The sequence below is a fragment of the Parviterribacter multiflagellatus genome, from assembly GCF_056863265.1.
On sequence record NZ_JBXPIZ010000002.1, the window covers coordinates 541,062 to 561,330 of the forward strand.

Below are 20,269 nucleotides of genomic sequence, written 5' to 3' on the forward strand. Positions count from 1 at the left end.
GAATGACTCACTCAGTCCAACCCTGGACGGCCGCCTCCGGGCGGCCGTTGTTCGTCCTACGCCGCCGCGGCGGACTGCACGTCGCAGGTGGCGCCGTCACCTGCCCAGCAGCGCACGACGTCGCGCACCGAGAGGATGCCGACGACGTCGGCGCCCTCGCAGACGATGAGGTGGCGGAAGCCGCCGCGGAGCATCTGCTGGGCCGCCTCCTCGAGCGACCAGTCCGGCGCGGCGTAGACGACGTCCGCGGTGAGGTGGTCGGCGACGAGCTCGCGGTCGACGTCCTCCCCCGCGCCGATCGAACGCAGCACGTCGCGCTCGGTGACGATGCCCGGCCCCTCGCCGTCCGGGTCGAGCACGACGGCCGCGCCGACGCCGCGCTGCGCCATGAGCCGCGAGGCGGCGCGCAGCGAATGGCCCGGTCCCACGGTCAGGACCACGTTGCTCATGCCATCCCGCACCTGCATCTCCGACTCCTCCGGCGAAAGCTTGCGACGTTCGCCACGAAGCTACCTCATCGCCCCCGATCCGTCGAACCCGGGCATAACGGGTGGAGAGTGGACGCGCGCCAGGATCGCGGTGCCGCGTCAACTCGACTCATCCTGGCGTCCCACCGCACGCGTATCCCCATCGATGCCTGTCCAGCGCCCCAGCACCATCCGGCACCGCACCTCGCTCTTCGAGGATGCGGTCGCCCTCGTCGAGGCCGAGTACGCGTCCGAGCTGTCGCTCGACGACATCGCTCGCCGCGTCGCCTCCTCCCGCCGCCAGTTGCAGCGGGCCTACTCCGAGATCGGCCAGACCACCTTCCGGGACCACCTCACCCAGGTCCGCATGGAGAAGGCGGCGGAGCTGCTCTCCGGCCGCGGCCTCACGGTCCGCGAAGTCGCCTACCGCGTCGGCTACCGCCAGCCGGCCCAGTTCGCGAAGGCGTTCCGCCGCCACCACGGCCTCTCGCCGTCCGACTACCGCGCCCAGCGGCGCGGCCGCACCGGCCCGCCCGAGCTTCCGACCTCCCCGGTCGCGCACCTCTCCGCCGCGACGTACGCGACCTTCTAGGCCGCACCCTCCCGGAAACCGACGCCCCGCGCGGATGTGGCCCGCGCGCAGCGTCATCGTCCCCACTGCGCCCCGCCCCCCGGCGCAGCCGCCGCGCCCCGTCCCCCAGCGCGCGGCCCCTCTCCGGTCACCTCCCGGACCCCTCACCTCGTGTCAAGCGACACACCATTTGGCGTCGATCCGATGTTGTGCGTAGGATCACGAACCAATGGGTCCTGGGGAGGACAACGGCGTCCGTGAACGCCAGCGCGAGCGTGCCTCGACGGTGCAGCTCGCGGTGCTCGGTGTCATCGCCTCGGCGATCGGCATCGCCATCGGGTTGGCCATCGACTGGTTCCCGACGGCCGCTTCGTCGCAGGCCAAGGACATCGACACCCTGTGGGACGTCCTGCTCATCGTGTCGGTGCCGGTCTTCGTGCTCGTGCAGGCCGTCGTCCTGTACTGCGTCTGGAAGTTCCGCATGCGTCCGGGCCAGGAGCTGCAGGACGGCCCGCCGATCCACGGCAACACGCGCCTGGAGGTCATCTGGACGCTGATCCCGGCCGTCCTGATCCTCGGGCTCTGCACCTACGCCTACATCGTCCTCACGGACATCGAGGAGGCGCAGGCAGGCGAGATGCAGATCAACGTCGTCGGCCAGCAGTTCACCTGGACGTTCGAGTACGGCAGCGGCGACGAGGCCATCCGCTCGACGCAGCTCTACCTGCCGGAGGGGCAGCCGGTGAAGTTCAACATCCGCTCCGAGGACGTCATCCACGACTTCTGGGTGCCGGCCTTCCGCATGAAGGTCGACGCGGTCCCGGGCATCAACACGAGCTACCGCGTCACGCCGACGCGCCGCGGCCGCTACCCGGTCGTCTGCGCCGAGCTGTGCGGCCTGGGCCACGCGTACATGCGCCAGACCGCCCACGTCGTCAGCCGCGCGGACTTCGACCGCAAGCTGCAGGAGCTGCGCGAGCGCGGCGCCGGCAACGCCGCGGCGGGCAACGCGCCCGAGCAGTCCGGCGGCGCGGGCGCGGGCGGCGAGACCGGCGGCGACACCGCGGCGCAGGGCAAGGCGGTCTTCGCCGCCCAGGGCTGCGGCGGCTGCCACACGCTCGCCGACGCGGGCGCCACCGGCACCACCGGCCCGAACCTCGACGAGGTCCTGGAGGGCCGCACCGCGGACAAGATCCGCGAGGACATCACCGATCCCGGCGCCGAGGTCGCGGAGGGCTTCGCCGAGGGGATCATGCCCGGCAACTACGGCGCGCTGCCGCCGGCCGAGCTCGATGCGCTCGTCGACTACCTGGAGGCGCAGAGCCGATGACGTCCGTGCTCCGTCCCGGCCCCGGGCTCCCCCGCGCCGGCCTGTTCCTGCTCTACGGCGCCGCGTTCTCGTACCTGCTGCTCTTCGCGGCGAACGGGTTCGACACCGGCAGCGTCACCGGCGAGGGCTACCTGCGGGTCGCGATGATCGCCGCGCCGCTGTTCGCGCTCGTCGGCCTCGGCGCGTTCGACTACTGGTTCTACTGGGCGAGCGGCAGGCCCACGCGGCCCGAGGACCACTCGAGCCACGGCGCGCGGACGTGGAAGGACTACTTCCGCGTCAACACCGATCACAAGGTGATCGGCATCCAGTACACGGTCACCGCGTTCTTCTTCCTCTTCGTCGGCGGCCTGCTGGCGATGCTGATGCGGGCCGAGCTCGCGCAGCCGGGACGCCAGTTCGTCGACGCGAACACCTACAACGGGCTGTTCAGCGTCCACGCGTCGATCCTGATCTTCCTGTTCATCATCCCGGTCTTCGCCGGGCTGGCGAACTACGTCCTGCCGCTGATGATCGGCGCGCCGGACATGGCGTTCCCGCGGCTGAACGCCCTGTCGTTCTGGATGCTCCCGATCGCCGGGATCATGATGATGGCGAGCTTCTTCGCCCCCGGCGGCTCGTTCGCGACCGGCTGGACGGCCTACGCGCCGCTCTCCACGACGGCGCCGATAGGCCAGGAGTTCTTCACGATCGGCGTGCAGTTCGCGGGCGCGTCGTCGATCGCGACCGCGCTGAACTTCCTGGTCACGATCATCACCATGCGCGCGCCCGGGATGAGCTTCTTCCGGATGCCGCTGCTGGTGTGGGCGAACTTCTCGACGTCGCTGCTGGTCGTCATCGCCACGCCCTTCATCGCCGCGTCGCAGTTCTTCGTCCTGCTCGACCGCGGGCTGGGCTTCAACTTCTTCGACTCGACCCAGGGCGGCGACGTGCTGATGTACCAGCACGTCTTCTGGTTCTACTCCCACCCGGCGGTCTACATCATGATGCTGCCGGGCTTCGGCATCGTGTCCGAGATCCTGGCGGTGAAAGCCAGGAAACCGATCTTCGGCTACCGGATGATGGCCTTCAGCCTGCTGGCGATCGTCGTGCTCGGGTTCACCGTCTGGGCGCACCACATGTTCGTCAGCGGGATGCAGAACTGGATCCGCATCCCGATGATGGTCACGACGGCGGTGATCGCGGTGCCGACCGGCATCAAGATCTTCAGCTGGCTCGCGACGATCTGGCGCGGCGTGCTGCGGCTCGACACCCCGATGCTGTTCGCGCTCGGGTTCCTGACGATGTTCACGCTCGGCGGCATCAGCGGCGTGATGCTCGCGATGATCCCGCTCACCATCCACGTGAGCGACACCTACTTCATCGTCGCCCACATCCACTACGTGCTGTTCGGCGGCTCGCTCTTCACGATCTTCGCCGGGGTCTACTACTGGTTCCCGAAGATGACCGGGCGGATGTACGACGAGTCGCTCGGCAAGCTGCACTTCTGGCTCACGTTCATCTTCTTCAACATCACCTTCGCCCCGATGCACGTGCTCGGCGTCGAGGGGATGCCGCGGCGCGTCTACGACTACGCCGAGAGCTTCGCGACGCTCAACCTGATCGTGTCGCTGGCGAGCTTCGTCGTCGGCCTGAGCACGCTGATCTTCGCCTACAACATCGTCGCGAGCTGGCGAGGCGGCCCGCGCGCGGCGGCCAACCCGTGGCGGGCGCTCACGCTCGAGTGGCAGGTGTCGTCCCCGCCGCCGGTGTTCAACTTCGATGCCGTGCCGACCGTGGTCGGGGGGCCGTACGAGTACGGCGTCCCGGGCGCCGTCCACGGCGTGTTCAAGGACGGGGCGCGGGTCGAGCAGCCCGCGGGTCCCGCCACCGAACGAGCAGGAGAGTGACCCATGCCCAACGTTCTGGTCGTCGCGAACCGCACCGTCGCAGGCAAGAAGCTCCTCGACGCGGTGCGTGAGCGGCACGCCAAGGGCGACCACCGCTTCCACCTCGTCGTGCCGCTCGCCCAGCCGCGCCACGGCAACGTCATCTACGACGAGGCCGAGCGCGACGCCGCCCGGCTGCGCATCGAGCTCGTCTCCGCCTACCTGCGCAAGGAGGGCATCGAGTTCACCGGCGAGATCGGCGACGAGGACCCGTACTCGGCGACGACCGACGCACTGGCGAGCTTCAAGGCCGACGAGATCATCGTCTCCACCCTCCCCCAGACCCGCTCGGGCTGGCTGCGGCGGGACCTGGTCGACCGCATCCGCGACGCGGCCGACGGGCTGCCCGTCGAGCACGTCGTGACCGACCTGCAGAGCGAGGGGCTGGCGGTCGGCGTGACGCTCGTCGTCGCGAACCGCACGGCCGGCGGGGACGAGCTGATGGAGCTGCTCAAGCGCGACGCCGAGCAGGAGGAGCGCGTGTTCATCGCCGTCGTCCCGCAGGACGGCAAGGAGGGCCACCACACAGGGGCGGCCCGCGAGCGGCTCACGGCGTTCATCGCCAAGCTGCGCGAGCACGGCATCACCGCGAGCGGGATGATCGGCGACCCCGACCCGTACGACGCGGTGCGCAACGCGCTCGAGCTCTTCACCGTCGACCACGTCGTGATCTCGACGCTGCCGGGCGAGAAGTCCGGCTGGCTGCGCGCCGACCTCGTCGAGCGGGTGCGCAACTCGACGGCCGCGAAGGTCGACCACGTCGAGGTCCACCTGGAGGGCGTGCCCGCCTAGCGGCGGCGCAGCGTCAGGCGATGGAAGCCGCTTCGATCAGCGTCGGTCACGGCGACCACCACGGCCCTCCGGAGGCCAACCGCAGCTCCCGCGTGGACCCGTCCCTGCTGGGGATGCTGCTTTTCATCATCTCCGAGGTGATGGTCTTCGGGGCCTTCTTCACGGCCTACTTCTTCATCCGGGTCGTGCAGGGGGAGGAGTGGTTCCCGTTCGAGGAGTTCGCGCTCCCGAAGTCGGTCGCGGCGGTCAACACGGCGATCCTGCTCAGCTCGTCGCTGACGATGCACTGGGCGCTGCACTCGATCAAGAAGGGCCACCACGCCGGGCTGCGCGCGGGGCTCTTCCTGACGACGCTGCTCGGGGCGACGTTCCTGTTCGTCCAGATCAACGAGTACATCTCGCTGAGCCACGAGGGGATGACCCCGCAGGCGTTCGCGCAGGGGTCGATCTTCTACGGCCTGACCGGGCTGCACGGCGCGCACGTCGCCGTCGGCCTGACGCTGCTGATCATGTCGACGACCCGCGCCTTCCGCGGGCACTTCACGCCGGAGGACCACCGCGGGGTCGAGATCCCGGGCATCTACTGGCACTTCGTCGACGTGATGTGGGTGATCGTCTTCTCGTCGGTGTACCTGCTCTGAGGCGGCTCGGGAACCCCCTGACGTCGGAGGCGGCCGCGTTCCGCTGGCTGGTCGTGGTCGCCGCCGCGGTGCTCCTCGTGACCGGGGTGGCGCTGCTCGTCAGGTAGACGATCTAGGGTGCGGGGGCCATGGTCACCGCCCTGATCGTCATCGTCGTCCTGCTCGTCCTCGGTGGGGCCGCCTTCGCGGTGGCCCGCGGCCGCTCGTCGACCCCCAAGCGGCAGCTGCCGCCGCAGCGCACGCCGCAGGAGGACCAGCGCGCGGTCCACGGCGACGTGCGCCGCCTCAAGCCGCGCGACGTCGTCGCGTACGAGGGCACCGACTACGTGGTCGACCGGACGATCCACTTCGACGAGGACGGCTTCCGCTGGCAGGAGCACCTGCTGCTCGACGCGGTCGGCGGCAGGAAGCTGTGGCTGTCGGTGGAGGACGACGAGGGCGTCGAGGTCGCGGTCTACGAGCCGCTGGCCGGCGTGGAGCTCGAGCCCGGCGCGGCGTCGATCACGCACGACGGCACGACCTTCACGCGCGAGGAGCAGGGCAGCGCGCGGTTCCGCATCGAGCGCTCCGACGACGCGCCGCCCGAGTCCGGCCAGATGCAGTACGCCGACTACAGCGGGCCGGGCCGGCTGCTCTCGTTCGAGAAGTACGGCAGCGGCGGCTGGGAGGTCTCGGTCGGGACCACGATCTCCGAGCACGTCCTCGACCTCTACCCCGCGCAGTGAGCACGGAGCTGGACGGCGCCCTGCTGGAGGAGCTGCGGCTGCGCTCGCGGCTCAACGCGCTCGTGCACGAGCGCGCGGAGGCGCTCGCCGAGGCCGAGCGGCTCGACGTGCGCGGCGGGCTCGACGGCGCGGACCCGTCGCTCGCGGACACCGCGCTGCGCTGGCGCGCGGTGGCGGCGCGCGTGACGGAGGAGATCGAGGGCCAGCGCGCCGCGCTGCGCACCCAGGAGGCCGTCGTCGCGCGCCTGCGCCGGCCCGGGGAGCGCGCCTGACGTGCTGGCGCGGGTCTCCGCCCCGTACGTCGACACGTCCGCCGCGGCGCTCGGCCTGTGGCTGGACCTGCCGCGCCAGGAGGCGCTGAAGACCGTCCGGCTGCGCGTCGGCGCACTGGACGTCGAGCTGCGCGTGCTCGGCGCCTCGCACCAGGTCGTCGCGAGCGGGCTGACCGAGACCGTGGCGTGCATGCCGGGCATGGCGCCGGCGCCGCTCCCGGCCACACGCGCGGAGGTCGTCCGCGGGCTGCGGCACGCGTTCGCCAGCCGGGTCGAGCAGCTCAGCCCGCTGGAGCTGCGCGTGCGGGCGGCGGCGCTGCGCGAGCGCTGCCAGCACGACGACCACGCGCTCGCCGGCGTGTTCCCCGGCTCCCCCGACGCGGTGACCGCGATCGGCTGCGCGCCGGCGCCTGCGGGCGTCGCGTGGTGGACCGTGCACGTCTACCCCGGCTCGGGCGAGATCGTGACCACCCAGACGCTGCTGGAGCGCCAGTGACCAGGGGCGTGAAGATGGGCCTCGCGGTCGCCCTCGTCGGCGTGCTGGGGCTCGCCGGCGTGTTCGCGTGCAGCTCGTCGATCGACGACTGGCTCGCCGACCACTGCACGAAGGGCCAGGTGGAGCGCGACCCGAACGGCCACCGCGCGCAGGCGTGGTCGTGCCGCGGGACGCCGGGCAAGCTCGCCGGCGACCTGGCCAAGGCGCACTCGCCGGCCGACCGGCGCTCCACCCCCGAAGGCCACTTCCTGCGCTACCGCGACCGGATGATCGGCGTCCTCCCCGCCGGCGCCGCGACGGCCTCCGCGGATCCCCGCGGCCAGGTCGTGCGCGCGGTCGACGGGGGCGGCGACGGAGGCCGGACGAAGATCCTCGACGCGCGCGAGCGCGACGGCTACGGCTACTTCAACCCGTACATCGGCGGCTGGTGGGGCACCTACGGCGGCCCCGGCGAGCGGTTCCGCGGCGGCGGGCCGGCGGCGGGGAAGTGACCGTGCGCGCGCTCGGCACCGTCACGCTCGCGCTCGCGCTGCTGCTCCTGCTGCCGTCGTCGCCGGTGCGCGCGGCGATCCTCGCGCCCGAGGACGCGGCCGAGCTGGCCAACACGCTCGCCGAGGCCACCGCCGAGCAGGGCATCTGCTACGGCTGGCGCTTCGACGTCAACGACTTCGGTGGCAGCGAGGGCGGGCCGGACGTCGGGTCGAACCTCGGGCCCGGCAAGGACGTCGGCCCCGGCGTCGCCGGCTGCGACAAGTGGGTCGTGCTGACCGGCACCGTGACGTACACGAGCGAGAGCTCGGACTCCGACGACAGCGCGTACTGGTCGATCGAGTCGAACCTGGGCGACCCGCCGCGGCTCAGCGAGCTGGGCGACCTCGGCTACTCCGACGGCGACCTCACCGGCGACACGAACGACGTGACGCTCATCAACGCCGTCGGCGCGCTGCCCGCGCTGGTCGCGGACCACGGCGAGGCCGAGCCGCTGCCGTTCGAGCCGTCCACGACGCCGGTCGCCCAGCAGGGCACGCCGACCGACCCGCCTGGCAACGACTTCCTGCGCGAGAACTGGCTGGTGCTCCTGTTCTTCGGGGCCGTCCTCGTCGTCGGCCTGGTCTGGGCCGGCTACGGCGCCCTGCGCGGCCGCGGCGGCACGACCTCGACGTCCTGATGGCCGCCGCGGAGGGCGTCGCGGTGCCGGCGGGCGCGCGGAGCGCCCGGCGCGTCGTGCTCGCGGCGACGTTCGTCTGCGCGGTCTGCGGCTTCGCGTACGAGCTCGTGATCGTCGGGCTCGGGACGATCCTCTTCGGCTCCTCCACCGCGCAGACCGCGATGGTGCTCGGGACGTTCGTGGCGGCGATGGGCGCCGGCTCGTGGCTTGCGGCGAAGATCCCCGAACGGCACGCGGCGCCCGCGTTCGTGGGCATCGAGGCGGTGCTCGCGCTGCTCGGCGGGCTGTCGGCGCTCGCGCTCTTCTCGGCGTACGCGTGGCTCGACCTGTACGGGCCGGCGGTGCGCGTCGTGTCGGTGGTGCTCGGCGTGCTGGTCGGCGCGGAGCTGCCGCTGCTCGCCGCGATCCTCGCCCGGCTGCGGCGCGAGAGCGTCGGGCAGACGGTCGGGACGCTGCTCGCGGTCGACTACGTGGGCGCGTTCGCCGTGGGGATCGCGTTCCCGCTGCTGATCCTGCCGTCGCTCGGCCAGGTCCAGGCCGCGCTCGCGTTCGGGGCCGTGAACGCGGTGGCCGGCGCGGTCGTGCTGTGGCCGCTGCGCCGGACGCTCCCCCGCGCCCACATCACCGCCCTGTCCGCCGCCCTGGCCGCGGTCGTCGCGATCCTCGCCGGCACCGCGGCCGTCGCCGGCGACTTCGAGGCCAGCGCGCGCCAGGCGCTCTACGACGACCCGATCGCGACGCACGTGCGCTCCCGCTACCAGGACATCGTCGTCACGCGGGCGCTCCGTGGCGGCGACGTGCGGCTCTTCCTCAACGGCGACCTGCAGTTCAGCTCGGTCGACGAGGCGCGCTACCACGAGGCGCTCGTCCACCCCGCGATGGCCGGCCGCCACGCCAGCGTGCTCGTCCTCGGCGGCGGAGACGGGCTGGCGCTGCGCGAGGTGCTCCGGTACCCCGATGTCGAGCGCGCGGTGGAGGTGGAGCTCGACCCCGAGATGCTCCGGCTCGCGCGCGAGGACGAGGACCTGCGGAAGCTCAACCGCGGCGCGCTGGACGACCCGCGCGTCGAGCTCGTCACGGGAGACGCGTTCACGTGGGTGCGCGAGGCGCGCGACGCGTTCGACGTGATCGTCGTCGACTTCCCCGACCCGGACGCCGAGGACATCGCCAAGCTCTACTCGGTCGAGCTGTACGGGATGCTCGCGCGCCGGCTGCTCGCGCCGGGCGGGCGGATCGTCGTGCAGTCCGGCTCGCCGTACTTCGCGCAGGAGGCGTACTGGTCGATCGAGGCGTCGCTGCGCGAGGCCGGCCTGCGCACCGTGCCGTACCACGTCGACGTGCCGTCGTTCGGCGACTGGGGCTTCCACCTGGCGGCCGCCGGCCGGCGCGCGCCGGCGCTCACGCTCGCCCCGCCGGACGCGCTGCGCACCCTCGACGCGGCGACCCTGCGCGCGGCGAGCGTCTTCCCGCCCGACCGGCAGCGCGTACCGGTGCAGGCGTCGACGCTCAACCGCGCGCGGATCGTCGAGTACACGCGCCGCGGCTGGCAGCTCGAGTAGCCGGCGTCAGCCGCCGTTGCCGTTGGACGGCCGCTCGGCCTGCACCTTGTCGATCAGCCCGTACGCCTGCGCCTCGACGGGCGTGAAGTAGCGGTCGCGGTCCATGTCGGCCTTGATCCGCTCCTTCGACTGGCCGGTGTTCTCGACGAACGTGTCCTCCAGCAGCTCGCGCAGCGCCAGCGCCTCGCGGGCGTGGATCTCGATGTCCGTCGCCTGGCCCTGGTAGCCGCCGTGCGGCTGGTGGGTGAGGATGCGGCTGTTGGGCAGCGAGGTGCGCTTGCCCTTCGTCCCACCCGCGAGCAGCACCGCGCCCATCGACATCGCGATGCCGCAGCAGACGGTCGCCACGTCCGGGCGGATGAACCGCATCGTGTCGTAGATCGCCATCCCCGCGTAGACCTCGCCGCCGGGCGAGTTGATGTAGATCGAGATGTCGCGGTCGGGGTCGGTCGCCTCGAGGTGCAGGAGCTGCGCGACGACGAGGTTGGCGACGTCGCTGTCGATCGCCTGGCCGATGAAGACGATCCGCTCGTTGAGCAGGCGCGAGTAGATGTCGAACGAGCGCTCGCCGCGCCCGTCGCTCTGGATGACCATGGGGACCAGGGGCACGTCGGCTCCTTTCGCGGGGTTGACGCAACCGGTCGGTTGCGGGTGCTCGCCACCGTAGCAGCACCCGCAACCGTCGCGTTGCGCGTCAGGCGGCGTGCCCGCCGTCGACCGCGATCTCCGCGCCCGTGATGAAGCGGCCGCCCGGGCCGGCGAGGTGCGCGACCGTCGCCGCCACGTCCTCGGCGGTGCCGAACCGACCGAGGGCCAGCAGCTCGCGCTGATGGTCGGCGCCTTCTCCGTCGGCCGGGTTCATGGCGGTGTCGATCGGCCCCGGGTGCACGACGTTGGCGGTGATGCCCAGCGGCCCGAGGTCGCGCGCGAGCCCCTTCGTGAGCCCGACGAGCGCCGACTTGCTCATCGTGTAGAGCGTCATGTTCGGGCTCGCGACGCGGTCGACGAGACAGCTGCCGATGCTCACGATGGCGCCGCCGTCGCGCATCCGCGGCACGGCGGCCTGCGCCGCGACGAACGAGCCCTTGACGTGGACGGCGAGCGCCCGCTCCAGCTCCTCCTCCCCCACGTCCTCGATCGGCCCGTACGGGAAGATCCCCGCGTTGTTGACGAGCACGTCGAGCCCACCGAGCTCGTCCGCCGCGCGCGCGACCACGCCGCGAACCGCTGACGGGTCGGCGCTGTCGGCCTGCACCGGGACCGCCCGCCCGCCGGCCGCGGCGACCTCGCGCGCCACCGCCTCGGCGCCCGCGCGGTCGCGGGCGTACGTGATCGCCACGCCGGCCCCGTCCGCGGCCAGCCGTCGCGCCACCGCGGCGCCGATCCCGCGGCTCCCACCGGTCACCAGCGCGACCTTGCCGTCCAGCTCACCCATGTCGTCCCTCATTTCCATAGTGATCGATACAGAATGCGCGCGGCGAGGACGGTAGCACTTCTGTATCGGTCGATCTACAATGAGACCGATGGCGTCTCCCCCCACCCCGTCCCGCGGCCGGCCACGCGCGTTCGATCGCGACGAGGCACTGCGCCAGGCGATGCTCGTCTTCTGGCGCCAGGGCTACGAGGGCACCTCGATCAGCGACCTCAACGACGCGATGGGGATCAGCTCCCCCAGCCTCTACGCCGCGTTCGGATCCAAGGAGGAGCTGTTCCGCGAGGCGATCTCCCTCTACGCCGCGACCGAGGGCGACGGGCAGGACACGCTGGAGGGCGCCGCGACCGCGCGCGAGGGCGTCGAGGAGATGTTGCGCGAGAAGGCGCGGGCGTACGTGGATCCGGACAAGCCGCCGGGCTGCATGATCGTGCTCTCGGCCGCGGCGGGCAGCGCGAAGACCCAGGCCGTGCGCGACCACCTCGCCGGGCTGCGCCGCGAATCCGTGGCCGGGATGCGCGCCCGCTTCGACCGCGCCGTGCTGGACGGCGAGCTGCCCGAGGACACCGACACCGGAGCGCTCGCCGGGCACTACGCCGCCCTGCTCAACGGCCTCTCGTACGCCGCCCGCGACGGCGCGAGCGCCGAGGAGCTCGACGCGATCATCGGCAGCGCGATGGCCGCGTGGGACGCGATGGCCTATAGTCGCAACCGATGAGTTGCGTGACGCGTGAGGTGCTGCTGCCGCTCGACGCCGACGAGGCGTGGGAGACCGTGACCGAGCTGGAGGAGTGGCTCGTCGACGACGCCGACCTGCTGCTCGAGGCGGGCGAAGAGGGCACGCTGACGCTGCCGGACGGCGAGGAGCGCCGCGCGGTGGTCGAGGAGGTCGAGCCCGGCGAGCGGATCGCCTTCTGGTGGTGGACCGGCGACGAGCCCGCCACGCACGTCGAGCTGCGCCTCGTGCCCGCCGTCAGCGGCACGCGCGTCGTGGTGGTCGAGAGCGGCTTCACCGCCGGCCCCACGCTCCTGGCCGGCCCCGCCCTCGCGCGGTTCGGCGCGCTCGCCGCGGCGTGAGCGTCGACGCCGTCTTCGGCGCGCTCGCGGACGGCACCCGCCGTGACCTCTTCGCGACGATCGCCGCGCGCGGCGCGGCGACGTCGACCGAGCTCGCCGCCGACCTGCCCGTGACGCGGCAGGCGGTGGCGAAGCACCTCGGCGTCCTCGCCGGCGCCGGCCTGGTCGAGGGGACCCGCGAGGGCCGCGAGACGCGCTACCGCCCCACCCCGCAGCCGCTCACCGACGCGATCGGGTGGATGGTCGACGTCGGCGGCAAGTGGGACGACCGCCTCGCCGCACTCGCGCGCGCCGCCGAGCGCCGCCGCGCTACTTGACCGTCAGCTTCCCTTCCATGCCGCCGGCGCGGTGGCCCTCGACGGTGCAGAAGAACGTGTACTCGCCCGGCTTGACGTCGACCTCGAACTGCGAGACGCCGCCGTTGGAGACGACCTCGCCCTTGCCCTCGACGCCGTTGCCCTCGATCGCGATGTCGTGCGGCGTGCCGGACGGGTTCGGCGACTTGATCGTCAGCGGGCCCGCCTCGGCCTCGGCCTTGTCGGTCACGTAGGCCAGCTGCCCGGTCGCCTCGATCGTCAGCTCGCCGTTCTCCGCCACCGCCGGCTCGCCGCCGCCCGGCGCCTTGACCGCCTCGGCCAGCAGCCCGGTGTCCTTGCCGCCCTTGGCGACCGACTCGGCGACGTACGCCGCGACGTCGTGCGCGGCGTCGCCGGTGACGAGGTCGGCGGGCATGTAGACCTTCGAGTCCTTCGGCAGCCGCGCCGGGTTCTCGATCTGCTCGAACACGGCGCCGCGCACCCCCGCGCGATCCATCCCGTCCTCGAGCGCCTGGCGGAACGCCTCGTCGAGGTCCGGGCCCTGGATGCCCTTGGTCCCGGCACGCGCGAGCGTGTGGCACGAGCCGCACTTCTCGGCGAACTGCTGCTTGCCCGCGACGAGATCGGGCTCGTCCTCCTTCAGCCCGCAGCCGGACGCAGCCACAGCGATGGCGCACCCGCTCAGCAGGACGGCGATCGGCCTCCTCAGACCCACGAGCGGGCACCCTACCGGTTGTGCCAGATGTTGCACAAGCGGGTGCCGCGCAACCCGCCGTGCGGACAGGAGGAACTCGCGCCACGAGGCGAAAGACCCCCACCCGATGACGGTGTCGCACGGACGCGAGCACGAGCATGCGTCGAACACGCCCCTCCCGGATGCCTGTAGGGTTGCCCGAGGACGCAAGGGGGATCTCTTGAGCGGGAAGGACCTGGGCTTCGTGGGGACGGACCCTGCCCGGCGCGAGCGCGCGCAGCGCGTGCTCGGCGCGAGCGGGATGGCCGTCACCGTCGAGCTCGCCACACCGGGCGAGGCGATGACGCGCGCCGCGGAGGTCCCGGACGTCGTGCTCCTGGACACCGTCGGGCAGAGCGCCGAGCAGGCGATCGCCGGCGTCGCGCTCCTCGACGCGTCCTGGCCGTCCGCCGGCACCGTGGTCCTCCACGACGACACCGACCCGGCCACGGTCCGCTCGATCCTCGACGCGGGCGCGCTCTCGATCGTCGCCTCCACGACGAGCGACCGCCAGCTCACCGCGACCGTCGCCGCGGCGACCGACGGCCACGGGCTGATCGACGTCGCGGTCGTCCGCCCGGTCATCGACCTCTACGCCAACCTCCACGCCGAGACGCGCCGCCGCAACCGCGCGGTGATCGAGTCGCTCGCGGCCGCGGTCGAGGCGAAGGACACCGTCACGAGCCAGCACCTGCGCGCGGTCAGCCGCCTGGCGACGCAGCTCGCGCACGAGGTGGAGCCTGCGCTCACGGCGACCGACGACTTCCTCTACGGGTGCCTGCTCCACGACGTCGGCAAGATCGGCGTGCCGGAGCGCATCCTGACCAAGCCCGGCGCGCTGACGGCAGACGAGTGGGAGGTCATGCGCCGCCACCCGCAGACCGGCGCGCGCGTGGTGCGCCCGCTCGGCCTTGACCCGATGGTCACCGACGTCGTCCTGCACCACCACGAGCGGTGGGACGGCGGCGGCTACCCGGAGCGGCTGGCGGGCGACGAGATCCCGCTTGCGGCCCGCGTCTTCAGCGTCTGCGACGCCCTGGAGGCGATGACCGCCAACCGCCCGTACCGCCGCGCGCTCCCCATGAGCGTCGCCTACGAGCGCGTGCGGCTGGAGGCCGGCCACCAGTTCGACCCCGAGGTCGTGGGCGCGCTGACGGCGGGCGTGCAGCGCGGGACGATCGACCTGGAGGAGGCCGGCGAGCTGGACGTCGCGCAGCCCGCGCGCCGCCGGATCTCCTCGGCGGTCCTCTGATCCGCCATCGCCGGTAGGCTGTGAGGCGACATGCCACCGCGCTATCGATTCCGGACGCCCTCGACGGGCCGCGAGATCATCATGGAGGCCGAGCACGGCCAGACCTACCTCGACCGCGAGACCGGTGAGGAGCTCGAGGTGCTCGGGAAGGTGACCCCGCTGCCGCCGTCGAAGTCCACCCTGCCGTGGGCCGTGGAGAACCTCCGTTTCTGCTCTTGGTGCGATCAGCTCGCGCAGCGCGACCTGAACGACTGCCCGACGTGCGGGCGCCGCATGGCGCCGATCGCGCCGTAGTCCCCCTTCCCGTCGTGCGCCAGGTCACCGCCGCCGTTCTCGTCGTTGTCCTGGCGCTCTTCGTGGCCGCGTGCGGCGGCAGCGAGGTCGCCTACGAGGCGCCCAAGACGTCGCCAGACCTGACGATCCCCACCACGTCGGCCGACGAGCGCGCGTCCGACGAGGACGCGGGCGACGACGAGGGCACGTCGACCACGTCGACGACCTCCACCACCGAGACCGACACCGGCGACACCGGCGCGACCGGTGGCGCCGCGGCCGACGACGGCACGGCGAGCGGCGGCGGCACGGCCGCCCCGCAGCAGGAGGCGCCCGCCGCCGAGACCCCGGCGGACGCCGGCGGCCAGGCCGCGCCCGACACGCAGCAGCAGACCCCGCAGCCGGAAGCCCCCGCCGAGGAGACCGGCGGCGCCCAGGCCGGCGGCGCGTCCGCGGGCGGCGACGACAGCTTCTGCACGAACAACCCCGGCGCCTGCTGAACCGGTTGTACGTTCCCTGACCGGTTCTGTCGGCGCGCCGACACCCGGTTCAAGTCAGACACACGGGCGGCCGATCTCCGGAACATGGCCGCAGGGGACTTTGCTCATTCGACCTGGTCGTCCTCCCGGGCGGTACGCCGCCGGGACTGGCACGGACCACCGCTCACCGGACCGCAGCAGCGCGTCCTCGCCGCGCTCGTCGACCTCAGCCCGGAGTCGGGCGGGGACACCGGCGCGCGGCGGGTCGCCGACCACGCCGAGCTCCGGCTGGGCTCGGTCGTCGTGATCCTGCGCTCGCTCGCGCAGAAGCGGCTCGCGGTGTGGCACCGCGCCGAGCACGACGGCGAGGAGGACGGCTGGGCGCCGTCGATGAGCGGCCGGGCCCGGGTGCGCACGCTGCCCGAAGCGGCCTAGCCACACAGACTTCGCGGCGCCCGGAGCGCCGCGTTGGGGACGCCGCACGCGGCACGCGTCGCGGCAACGAAGGACGGGTGGCGCGCCTTGGGGAAGGCGCGCCGGCAGGTGCGAGGCCGCGCTCTGAGCGCGGCCTCGCGCCGTTCTCCCCCCGATCTACGGCGTCGTGGGCGTCGTCGGCGTGGTGGTGGTCGTCGTCGGCGTCGTCGGCGTGGTGGCCGGCGTCGTCGTCGTGCCGGTGCCGGTCGTCGAGGTGCCCTCGGTCGGCTTGTTCGGGACCGGGTTCGTCACGAGCGTCACCGCGTACGAGAGGCGCACACGCTGGTAGAGGCAGCGGTACTGCGCGAGATCCCGGATGTCGGTCTGCGCGGTCTGCGTCGAGGTGTCGTCGCAGTCGCCGGCCGGGCGCGAGGCGCGCCACGACGTGTCGCCGCCGAGGCCGGTGGCCAGCGCCGGCGCCCAGGTCGGGACCGTCAGGGCGATCGTCGAGCCCTTCTTGACCGCGATCGACGTCTCGAGCGGGAACTGCACGGTCTGCCCGAAGTACTGGTCGAGCTCGACGATCGGGCTCTGCGCGACGACGCGGCCGAACAGCCGCTTGCCCGTCCGCAGCACGGCGATGCCGGCGGACGCGGTGCCGCCGAGCCGCTCGTTGAAGAACTTGATCTGGCTCGGGCCGGGCGTCGAGAGCCGGATCGTCCACGCGACGATGCGGCCGTCCTCGGGGACCTTCATGAGGGCGCGGTTCGTCCCGACCTTGGCCTGGTAGCCGGTGGTGCGGCTGATCGCGAAGCAGGGGCTGGTCGGGCAGCTCGGCGCCGGCAGCTCCTCGGCCTCGTTCGCCCGCCCGATCTCGACGACCTTCGCGGGCGCTGCCGCAGGCGCCACCACCAGGAGCAGCAGAGCAGCCACGACAGCGTTCAGGGTCTTCTTCATCACAGTGGGTTCCAACACCTCTGGCCGATAGGAGTTGCTCGACGGAAGTAGGCTCAGGCGTCGTGCCCGCCATCGAAGCCGTCAACCTGCAGCGCCAGTACAAGGGCGGCCTCAAGGCGGTCGACGGCATCGACCTGCGCGTCGAGCCGGGCGAAGTCTACGGTTTCCTCGGTCCCAACGGGGCAGGGAAGACCACCACGGTGCGGATGCTGGTGACGCTCCTGCGGCCGACCGGCGGTCAGGCGAAGGTGGCCGGATTCGACGTTTCCACCGAGCCCCAGGAGGTTCGCAAGCGGATCGGGGTGGCGCTCCAGGAGGCCGCGCTGGACCTGCTGATGAGCGGGCGGGAGCTCATGGAGCTGCAAGCCACGTTGCACGGGATCGCCCCGCGCGACGTCGCCGAGCGCGCCGACGAGCTGATCCGCCGCGTCGGGCTCGAGCAGGCCGCCGAGCGCCGTGTCGGCACGTACTCGGGCGGGATGCGGCGCCGGCTGGACCTCGCGATGGCGCTCATCCACAGCCCCGAGGTGCTGTTCCTCGACGAGCCCACGACCGGCCTGGACCCCACGTCGCGCTCGACGCTGTGGGACGAGGTGCGGCGGCTGCGCGACGAAGGCACCACGGTCTTCCTCACGACGCAGTACCTCGAGGAGGCCGACCAGCTCGCCGACCGGGTCGGGATCATCTCCGCCGGCAAGATCGTCGCCGAGGACACGCCGGCGCGGCTGAAGGCCGAGGTCGGTGTGCCGCACCTCGACATCACGCTCGCATCCGAGGATGGCGAGGACGAGCACGACCTCGCCCGCGCCCGCGAGGTGCTGGCGCGGTTCGGCGACCAGCGCGACGCGATCGGCTGCCACCTGTCGGTCGCGCTGCCCGACGGCGCGGCGGGCGTCGCGCCGATCGTGCGCGCCCTCGACGACGCGGGCTTCACCGTCGCGTCGCTCGACCTGCAGTCCCCGACGCTCGACGACGTGTTCGCGGAGAAGACCGGCCGGCACCTGGAGGGTGCCGGTGCGGGCGCGGGTGGCGGCAGTTGATCCGGGCCTCGCTGGCGCTCGCCGCGCGGGCGCTGCGCACGAGCCTGCGCCGCCCGCAGTTCCTCGCCCCGCTCATCCTCTTCCCCAGCCTGTTCCTGGCCGTCAACACCGGCGGGCTGCAGCGGACGACCGAGCTGCCGGGCTTCGAGGACGTGCACGGCTTCCTCGACTTCCAGCTCGCCGCCGCGATGACGCAGTCGATGCTGCTCGGCGGCGTGACGGCGGGCATCGCGACCGCGCTGGAGATCGAGGGCGGGTTCTTCGACCGGCTCGTCGCCTCCCCCATCCCCCGGTCCGCGCTGCTGGTCGGGCGGCTGATCGCGACGGGGACGATCGCGATCTTCCAGGTGCTGTGGTTCCTGGCCGTCGGCCTGCTGTTCGGCGCGCACATCGAGGGCGGGGTGCCGGGCGCGCTGCTCGTGATCCTGCTCGGCATCTGCAGCGGGATCGGGTTCGGCGCGATCGGGATGCTGCTGGCGTTCCGCGCCCGCAACGCGTCGACCGTCCAGGGCATCTTCCCGCTCGTCTTCGTGGTCCTGTTCGTCTCGAGCGCGTTCTTCCCCCGCGACCTGCTGCAGTCGCCCGCGAGCTGGATCGCCGACTACAACCCGCTCAGCTACATCGCGGACGGCCTCCGTGAGCCCATCGTCCACGGTGTCCACGCCGGGCCGGTGCTGGAGGGCTTCGCGGCGGCGCTGCTGGTGATCGTCGTGGCGGGCGGCGCGGCGCTGGTGGCGCTGCGCGGGCGGCTGAGGGAGGCGTAGTGACCGCCGCGCAGAACCTCCGCGTGATCCTCGCGCTCTCGCGCCGGGCGCTGAACGAGATCCTCCGCGTCCCCGGCGGCGCGATCCCCGGCATCCTCGCCCCCGCGATCTTCATGGTCGGCCTGTCGGGCGTGTTCGGCGCGGCCGCGCAGCTGCCGGGCTTCGACGCGACCGACTTCCGCACGTTCATCGTCCCGGTCGGGATGCTGCAGGGCGCGGGCTTCACCGGCGCGGCGACCGGCGTCAACCTCGCGCGCGACATCGAGCGGGGCTGGTTCGACCGGCTGCTCGTGGGACCGTCGCCGCGCATCGTGCTGCTGGCGGGGATCGTGTCGAGCGCCTCGCTGCGCTCGCTGCTGCCCGCGACGTTCCTCGTGCTGCTCGCGCTGGCGCTCGGGGTCGACGTCGAGTCGGTGGGCGGCCTCGTGCTCGCGTTCCTGCTCGTCATGGCCTTCGCGGCCTCGATGGCGTGCTGGAGCACGGTGATCGCGCTGCGGTTCGGCACCCAGCAGGCGGCGCCGCTGATGCAGATCGTCGCGTTCGCGTCGATCCTCTTCACCACCGCCTACGCCCCGAAGGACCTGCTCGCCGGCTGGCTGAGCGCGGTCGCGACGGTCAACCCCGTCAACTACGTCCTGGAGGGCGTCCGGCAGCCGTTCGTCTACGGGCTGGGCTGGGAGCGGACGTGGCACGCCGTGCTGGCGCTCACGCTGCTCCTCCTCGTGCTCGGCGGCGGCGCGATCCGGATGATGCGGCGCGTCGGGCGCTAGCGCCCGCGGTCGCGTCCGCGAGGTGGTCGAGCACCGCGATCGCGCTGTCGCGCTCGTTGTCGGTCGACATCAGGTGGCCCGCGTCCGGCACCAGGACGAGCCGCGCGCCCGGGATCGCCGCCGCCAGCTCGCGCCCGCGGTCGGTCGGGACCAGCAGGTCGCTGTCGCCGTGGACGACGGTCGTCGGCAGCCCGGCCAGCTCGTGCAGCCGCCTGCGCGTGTCGTGGCGCGAGATCGCCGCCAGCTGCGCCCACGTCGTCCGCGCCGGGGTCGGCTGGACGTTGCGCAGCTGGAGGTCCTCGTCCATCCGGTGCGGCGCCTGCTCGCGCGTGTGCTCGGCGTAGAGCATCGGCGCGAGGACCCAGGACGAGCGGTCGGGGTCGACGAACGGACGCAGCGCGGCGGCGGTGAGCAGGCGCCACGGCGGCGCGGGGCCGCCCCGGCCGACCGGCGTCGTGCAGCACAGGCAGAGGCTGAGGACGCGGTCGCGGTGCTCCAGGGCCAGGTGCTGCGCGACCATGCCGCCCATCGACGCGCCGATGACGTGGGCGCGCTCGTGGCCGGCGGCGTCGAGGACGGCGAGCGCGTCCCCGACGAGGTCCTTCATCGACAGGAGGCCGCTGACGGGCGACGAGCGACCGGTGCCGCGGTTGTCGAACACGATCGCCTCGTGGTCGTCGGCGACGTACGGCAGCAGCCGCTGCCACCCCAGCGCGCTCGCGTTGAGGCCCATGATCATCAGCACCGGCTCCCCGGCGCCCGACGCGCGCCAGTGCAGGCGCGCGCCGGCATGTTCGACCACGGGCATCCGC

At 72.7% G+C, this 20,269-nt stretch carries 27 protein-coding genes; 21 read left to right on the forward strand and 6 right to left on the reverse strand.

The annotated features are described in order from the left end of the window. Nucleotides 1-56: 56 nt before the first annotated feature. Complete coding sequence (locus AC1UE5_RS06175) at nt 57-467, reverse strand: CBS domain-containing protein (RefSeq protein WP_482921202.1); 411 nt, start codon at nt 465-467, stop codon at nt 57-59. Between the two features lie 166 nt (nt 468-633). Here AC1UE5_RS06175 and AC1UE5_RS06180 point away from each other — a divergent pair, with 166 nt between their 5' ends. The 11 genes from AC1UE5_RS06180 to AC1UE5_RS06230 all read left to right on the forward strand — a co-directional run bounded on the left by AC1UE5_RS06180 (nt 634) and on the right by AC1UE5_RS06230 (nt 9,949). Continuing rightward, nucleotides 634-1,059, forward strand: a complete 426-nt coding sequence (locus tag AC1UE5_RS06180) for a helix-turn-helix domain-containing protein (protein WP_482921203.1) — start codon at nt 634-636, stop codon at nt 1,057-1,059. Between the two features lie 208 nt (nt 1,060-1,267). Further along, complete coding sequence (coxB, locus tag AC1UE5_RS06185) at nt 1,268-2,368, forward strand: cytochrome c oxidase subunit II (protein ID WP_482921205.1); 1,101 nt, start codon at nt 1,268-1,270, stop codon at nt 2,366-2,368. Beyond that, a complete protein-coding gene (gene ctaD, locus AC1UE5_RS06190; protein ID WP_482921207.1) occupies nt 2,365-4,257 on the forward strand; it encodes a cytochrome c oxidase subunit I in 1,893 nt (630 codons plus the stop codon). The genes coxB and ctaD overlap by 4 nt, the downstream gene beginning before the upstream one ends. Before the next feature lie 3 nt (nt 4,258-4,260). Beyond that, nucleotides 4,261-5,088: a hypothetical protein gene (locus tag AC1UE5_RS06195; RefSeq protein ID WP_482921209.1), complete on the forward strand. Its 828-nt coding sequence runs from the start codon at nt 4,261-4,263 to the stop codon at nt 5,086-5,088. A 20-nt stretch (nt 5,089-5,108) separates the two neighbouring features. Then, nucleotides 5,109-5,729 carry a cytochrome c oxidase subunit 3 gene (locus AC1UE5_RS06200; RefSeq protein ID WP_482921210.1) on the forward strand — a complete coding sequence of 207 codons (621 nt, stop codon included), beginning with the start codon at nt 5,109-5,111 and terminating at the stop codon, nt 5,727-5,729. Nucleotides 5,730-5,857: 128 nt separating this feature from the next. Beyond that, complete coding sequence (locus AC1UE5_RS06205) at nt 5,858-6,454, forward strand: DUF4178 domain-containing protein (RefSeq protein WP_482921212.1); 597 nt, start codon at nt 5,858-5,860, stop codon at nt 6,452-6,454. Next, nucleotides 6,451-6,726, forward strand: coding sequence for a hypothetical protein (locus tag AC1UE5_RS06210; protein ID WP_482921214.1), 276 nt, complete (start codon nt 6,451-6,453; stop codon nt 6,724-6,726). Before AC1UE5_RS06205 ends, AC1UE5_RS06210 begins: the two co-directional genes overlap by 4 nt. Before the next feature lies 1 nt (nt 6,727). Beyond that, nucleotides 6,728-7,222: a DUF2617 family protein gene (locus AC1UE5_RS06215; protein ID WP_482921216.1), complete on the forward strand. Its 495-nt coding sequence runs from the start codon at nt 6,728-6,730 to the stop codon at nt 7,220-7,222. Next, entirely contained in the window at nt 7,219-7,713 is a 495-nt protein-coding gene (locus AC1UE5_RS06220) for a DUF4247 domain-containing protein (RefSeq protein ID WP_482921218.1), read from the forward strand. The genes AC1UE5_RS06215 and AC1UE5_RS06220 overlap by 4 nt, the downstream gene beginning before the upstream one ends. A gap of 2 nt (nt 7,714-7,715) precedes the next feature. After that, the gene (locus AC1UE5_RS06225; RefSeq protein ID WP_482921220.1) at nt 7,716-8,390 is read left to right on the forward strand and encodes a hypothetical protein; all 675 of its coding nucleotides are present in this window, start codon (nt 7,716-7,718) and stop codon (nt 8,388-8,390) included. Continuing rightward, nucleotides 8,390-9,949, forward strand: a complete 1,560-nt coding sequence (locus tag AC1UE5_RS06230; protein WP_482921222.1) for a polyamine aminopropyltransferase — start codon at nt 8,390-8,392, stop codon at nt 9,947-9,949. Before AC1UE5_RS06225 ends, AC1UE5_RS06230 begins: the two co-directional genes overlap by 1 nt. 6 nt (nt 9,950-9,955) lie before the next feature. On the opposite strand, the gene AC1UE5_RS06235 is transcribed toward AC1UE5_RS06230, so the two are convergent. Continuing rightward, nucleotides 9,956-10,552: an ATP-dependent Clp protease proteolytic subunit gene (locus AC1UE5_RS06235; protein ID WP_482921504.1), complete on the reverse strand. Its 597-nt coding sequence runs from the start codon at nt 10,550-10,552 to the stop codon at nt 9,956-9,958. Nucleotides 10,553-10,643: 91 nt separating this feature from the next. Further along, nucleotides 10,644-11,384, reverse strand: a complete 741-nt coding sequence (locus AC1UE5_RS06240) for an SDR family NAD(P)-dependent oxidoreductase (protein WP_482921227.1) — start codon at nt 11,382-11,384, stop codon at nt 10,644-10,646. 88 nt (nt 11,385-11,472) lie between these two features. Between AC1UE5_RS06240 and AC1UE5_RS06245 the strand changes: the two genes are divergently transcribed. The 3 genes from AC1UE5_RS06245 to AC1UE5_RS06255 are packed head-to-tail and all read left to right on the forward strand — an operon-like array spanning nt 11,473 to nt 12,775. Further along, the gene (locus AC1UE5_RS06245) at nt 11,473-12,099 is read left to right on the forward strand and encodes a TetR/AcrR family transcriptional regulator (protein ID WP_482921229.1); all 627 of its coding nucleotides are present in this window, start codon (nt 11,473-11,475) and stop codon (nt 12,097-12,099) included. Further along, nucleotides 12,096-12,458: an SRPBCC domain-containing protein gene (locus tag AC1UE5_RS06250; RefSeq protein ID WP_482921231.1), complete on the forward strand. Its 363-nt coding sequence runs from the start codon at nt 12,096-12,098 to the stop codon at nt 12,456-12,458. Before AC1UE5_RS06245 ends, AC1UE5_RS06250 begins: the two co-directional genes overlap by 4 nt. After that, on the forward strand, nt 12,455-12,775 hold the full coding sequence (locus AC1UE5_RS06255; RefSeq protein ID WP_482921233.1) for an ArsR/SmtB family transcription factor: 321 nt from the start codon (nt 12,455-12,457) through the stop codon (nt 12,773-12,775). The genes AC1UE5_RS06250 and AC1UE5_RS06255 overlap by 4 nt, the downstream gene beginning before the upstream one ends. Here AC1UE5_RS06255 and AC1UE5_RS06260 read toward each other — a convergent pair. Then, entirely contained in the window at nt 12,768-13,490 is a 723-nt protein-coding gene (locus AC1UE5_RS06260) for a c-type cytochrome (protein ID WP_482921235.1), read from the reverse strand. The two genes, AC1UE5_RS06255 and AC1UE5_RS06260, sit on opposite strands and share 8 nt — an antisense overlap. A 199-nt stretch (nt 13,491-13,689) precedes the next feature. Between AC1UE5_RS06260 and AC1UE5_RS06265 the strand changes: the two genes are divergently transcribed. From AC1UE5_RS06265 to AC1UE5_RS06280, 4 genes are all read left to right on the forward strand, one after another. Further along, entirely contained in the window at nt 13,690-14,760 is a 1,071-nt protein-coding gene (locus tag AC1UE5_RS06265; RefSeq protein WP_482921237.1) for an HD-GYP domain-containing protein, read from the forward strand. A gap of 30 nt (nt 14,761-14,790) precedes the next feature. Further along, on the forward strand, nt 14,791-15,054 hold the full coding sequence (locus tag AC1UE5_RS06270; RefSeq protein ID WP_482921239.1) for a hypothetical protein: 264 nt from the start codon (nt 14,791-14,793) through the stop codon (nt 15,052-15,054). Between the two features lie 14 nt (nt 15,055-15,068). Beyond that, nucleotides 15,069-15,533 (forward strand): hypothetical protein, encoded by a 465-nt coding sequence (locus AC1UE5_RS06275; RefSeq protein WP_482921241.1) that lies wholly within the window; start codon nt 15,069-15,071, stop codon nt 15,531-15,533. A gap of 84 nt (nt 15,534-15,617) precedes the next feature. After that, nucleotides 15,618-15,947: a hypothetical protein gene (locus AC1UE5_RS06280; RefSeq protein WP_482921243.1), complete on the forward strand. Its 330-nt coding sequence runs from the start codon at nt 15,618-15,620 to the stop codon at nt 15,945-15,947. 156 nt (nt 15,948-16,103) lie between these two features. On the opposite strand, the gene AC1UE5_RS06285 is transcribed toward AC1UE5_RS06280, so the two are convergent. After that, nucleotides 16,104-16,859: a hypothetical protein gene (locus AC1UE5_RS06285; RefSeq protein WP_482921245.1), complete on the reverse strand. Its 756-nt coding sequence runs from the start codon at nt 16,857-16,859 to the stop codon at nt 16,104-16,106. Nucleotides 16,860-16,945: 86 nt separating this feature from the next. Here AC1UE5_RS06285 and AC1UE5_RS06290 point away from each other — a divergent pair, with 86 nt between their 5' ends. The 3 genes from AC1UE5_RS06290 to AC1UE5_RS06300 are packed head-to-tail and all read left to right on the forward strand — an operon-like array spanning nt 16,946 to nt 19,457. Further along, nucleotides 16,946-17,923, forward strand: coding sequence for an ATP-binding cassette domain-containing protein (locus tag AC1UE5_RS06290; protein ID WP_482921247.1), 978 nt, complete (start codon nt 16,946-16,948; stop codon nt 17,921-17,923). Further along, nucleotides 17,920-18,687 carry an ABC transporter permease gene (locus AC1UE5_RS06295; protein ID WP_482921249.1) on the forward strand — a complete coding sequence of 256 codons (768 nt, stop codon included), beginning with the start codon at nt 17,920-17,922 and terminating at the stop codon, nt 18,685-18,687. Before AC1UE5_RS06290 ends, AC1UE5_RS06295 begins: the two co-directional genes overlap by 4 nt. After that, a complete protein-coding gene (locus tag AC1UE5_RS06300) occupies nt 18,687-19,457 on the forward strand; it encodes an ABC transporter permease (RefSeq protein WP_482921251.1) in 771 nt (256 codons plus the stop codon). The genes AC1UE5_RS06295 and AC1UE5_RS06300 overlap by 1 nt, the downstream gene beginning before the upstream one ends. On the opposite strand, the gene AC1UE5_RS06305 is transcribed toward AC1UE5_RS06300, so the two are convergent. Next, nucleotides 19,393-20,265, reverse strand: coding sequence for an alpha/beta fold hydrolase (locus AC1UE5_RS06305; RefSeq protein WP_482921253.1), 873 nt, complete (start codon nt 20,263-20,265; stop codon nt 19,393-19,395). The genes AC1UE5_RS06300 and AC1UE5_RS06305 overlap by 65 nt on opposite strands. Nucleotides 20,266-20,269 lie beyond the last annotated feature (4 nt).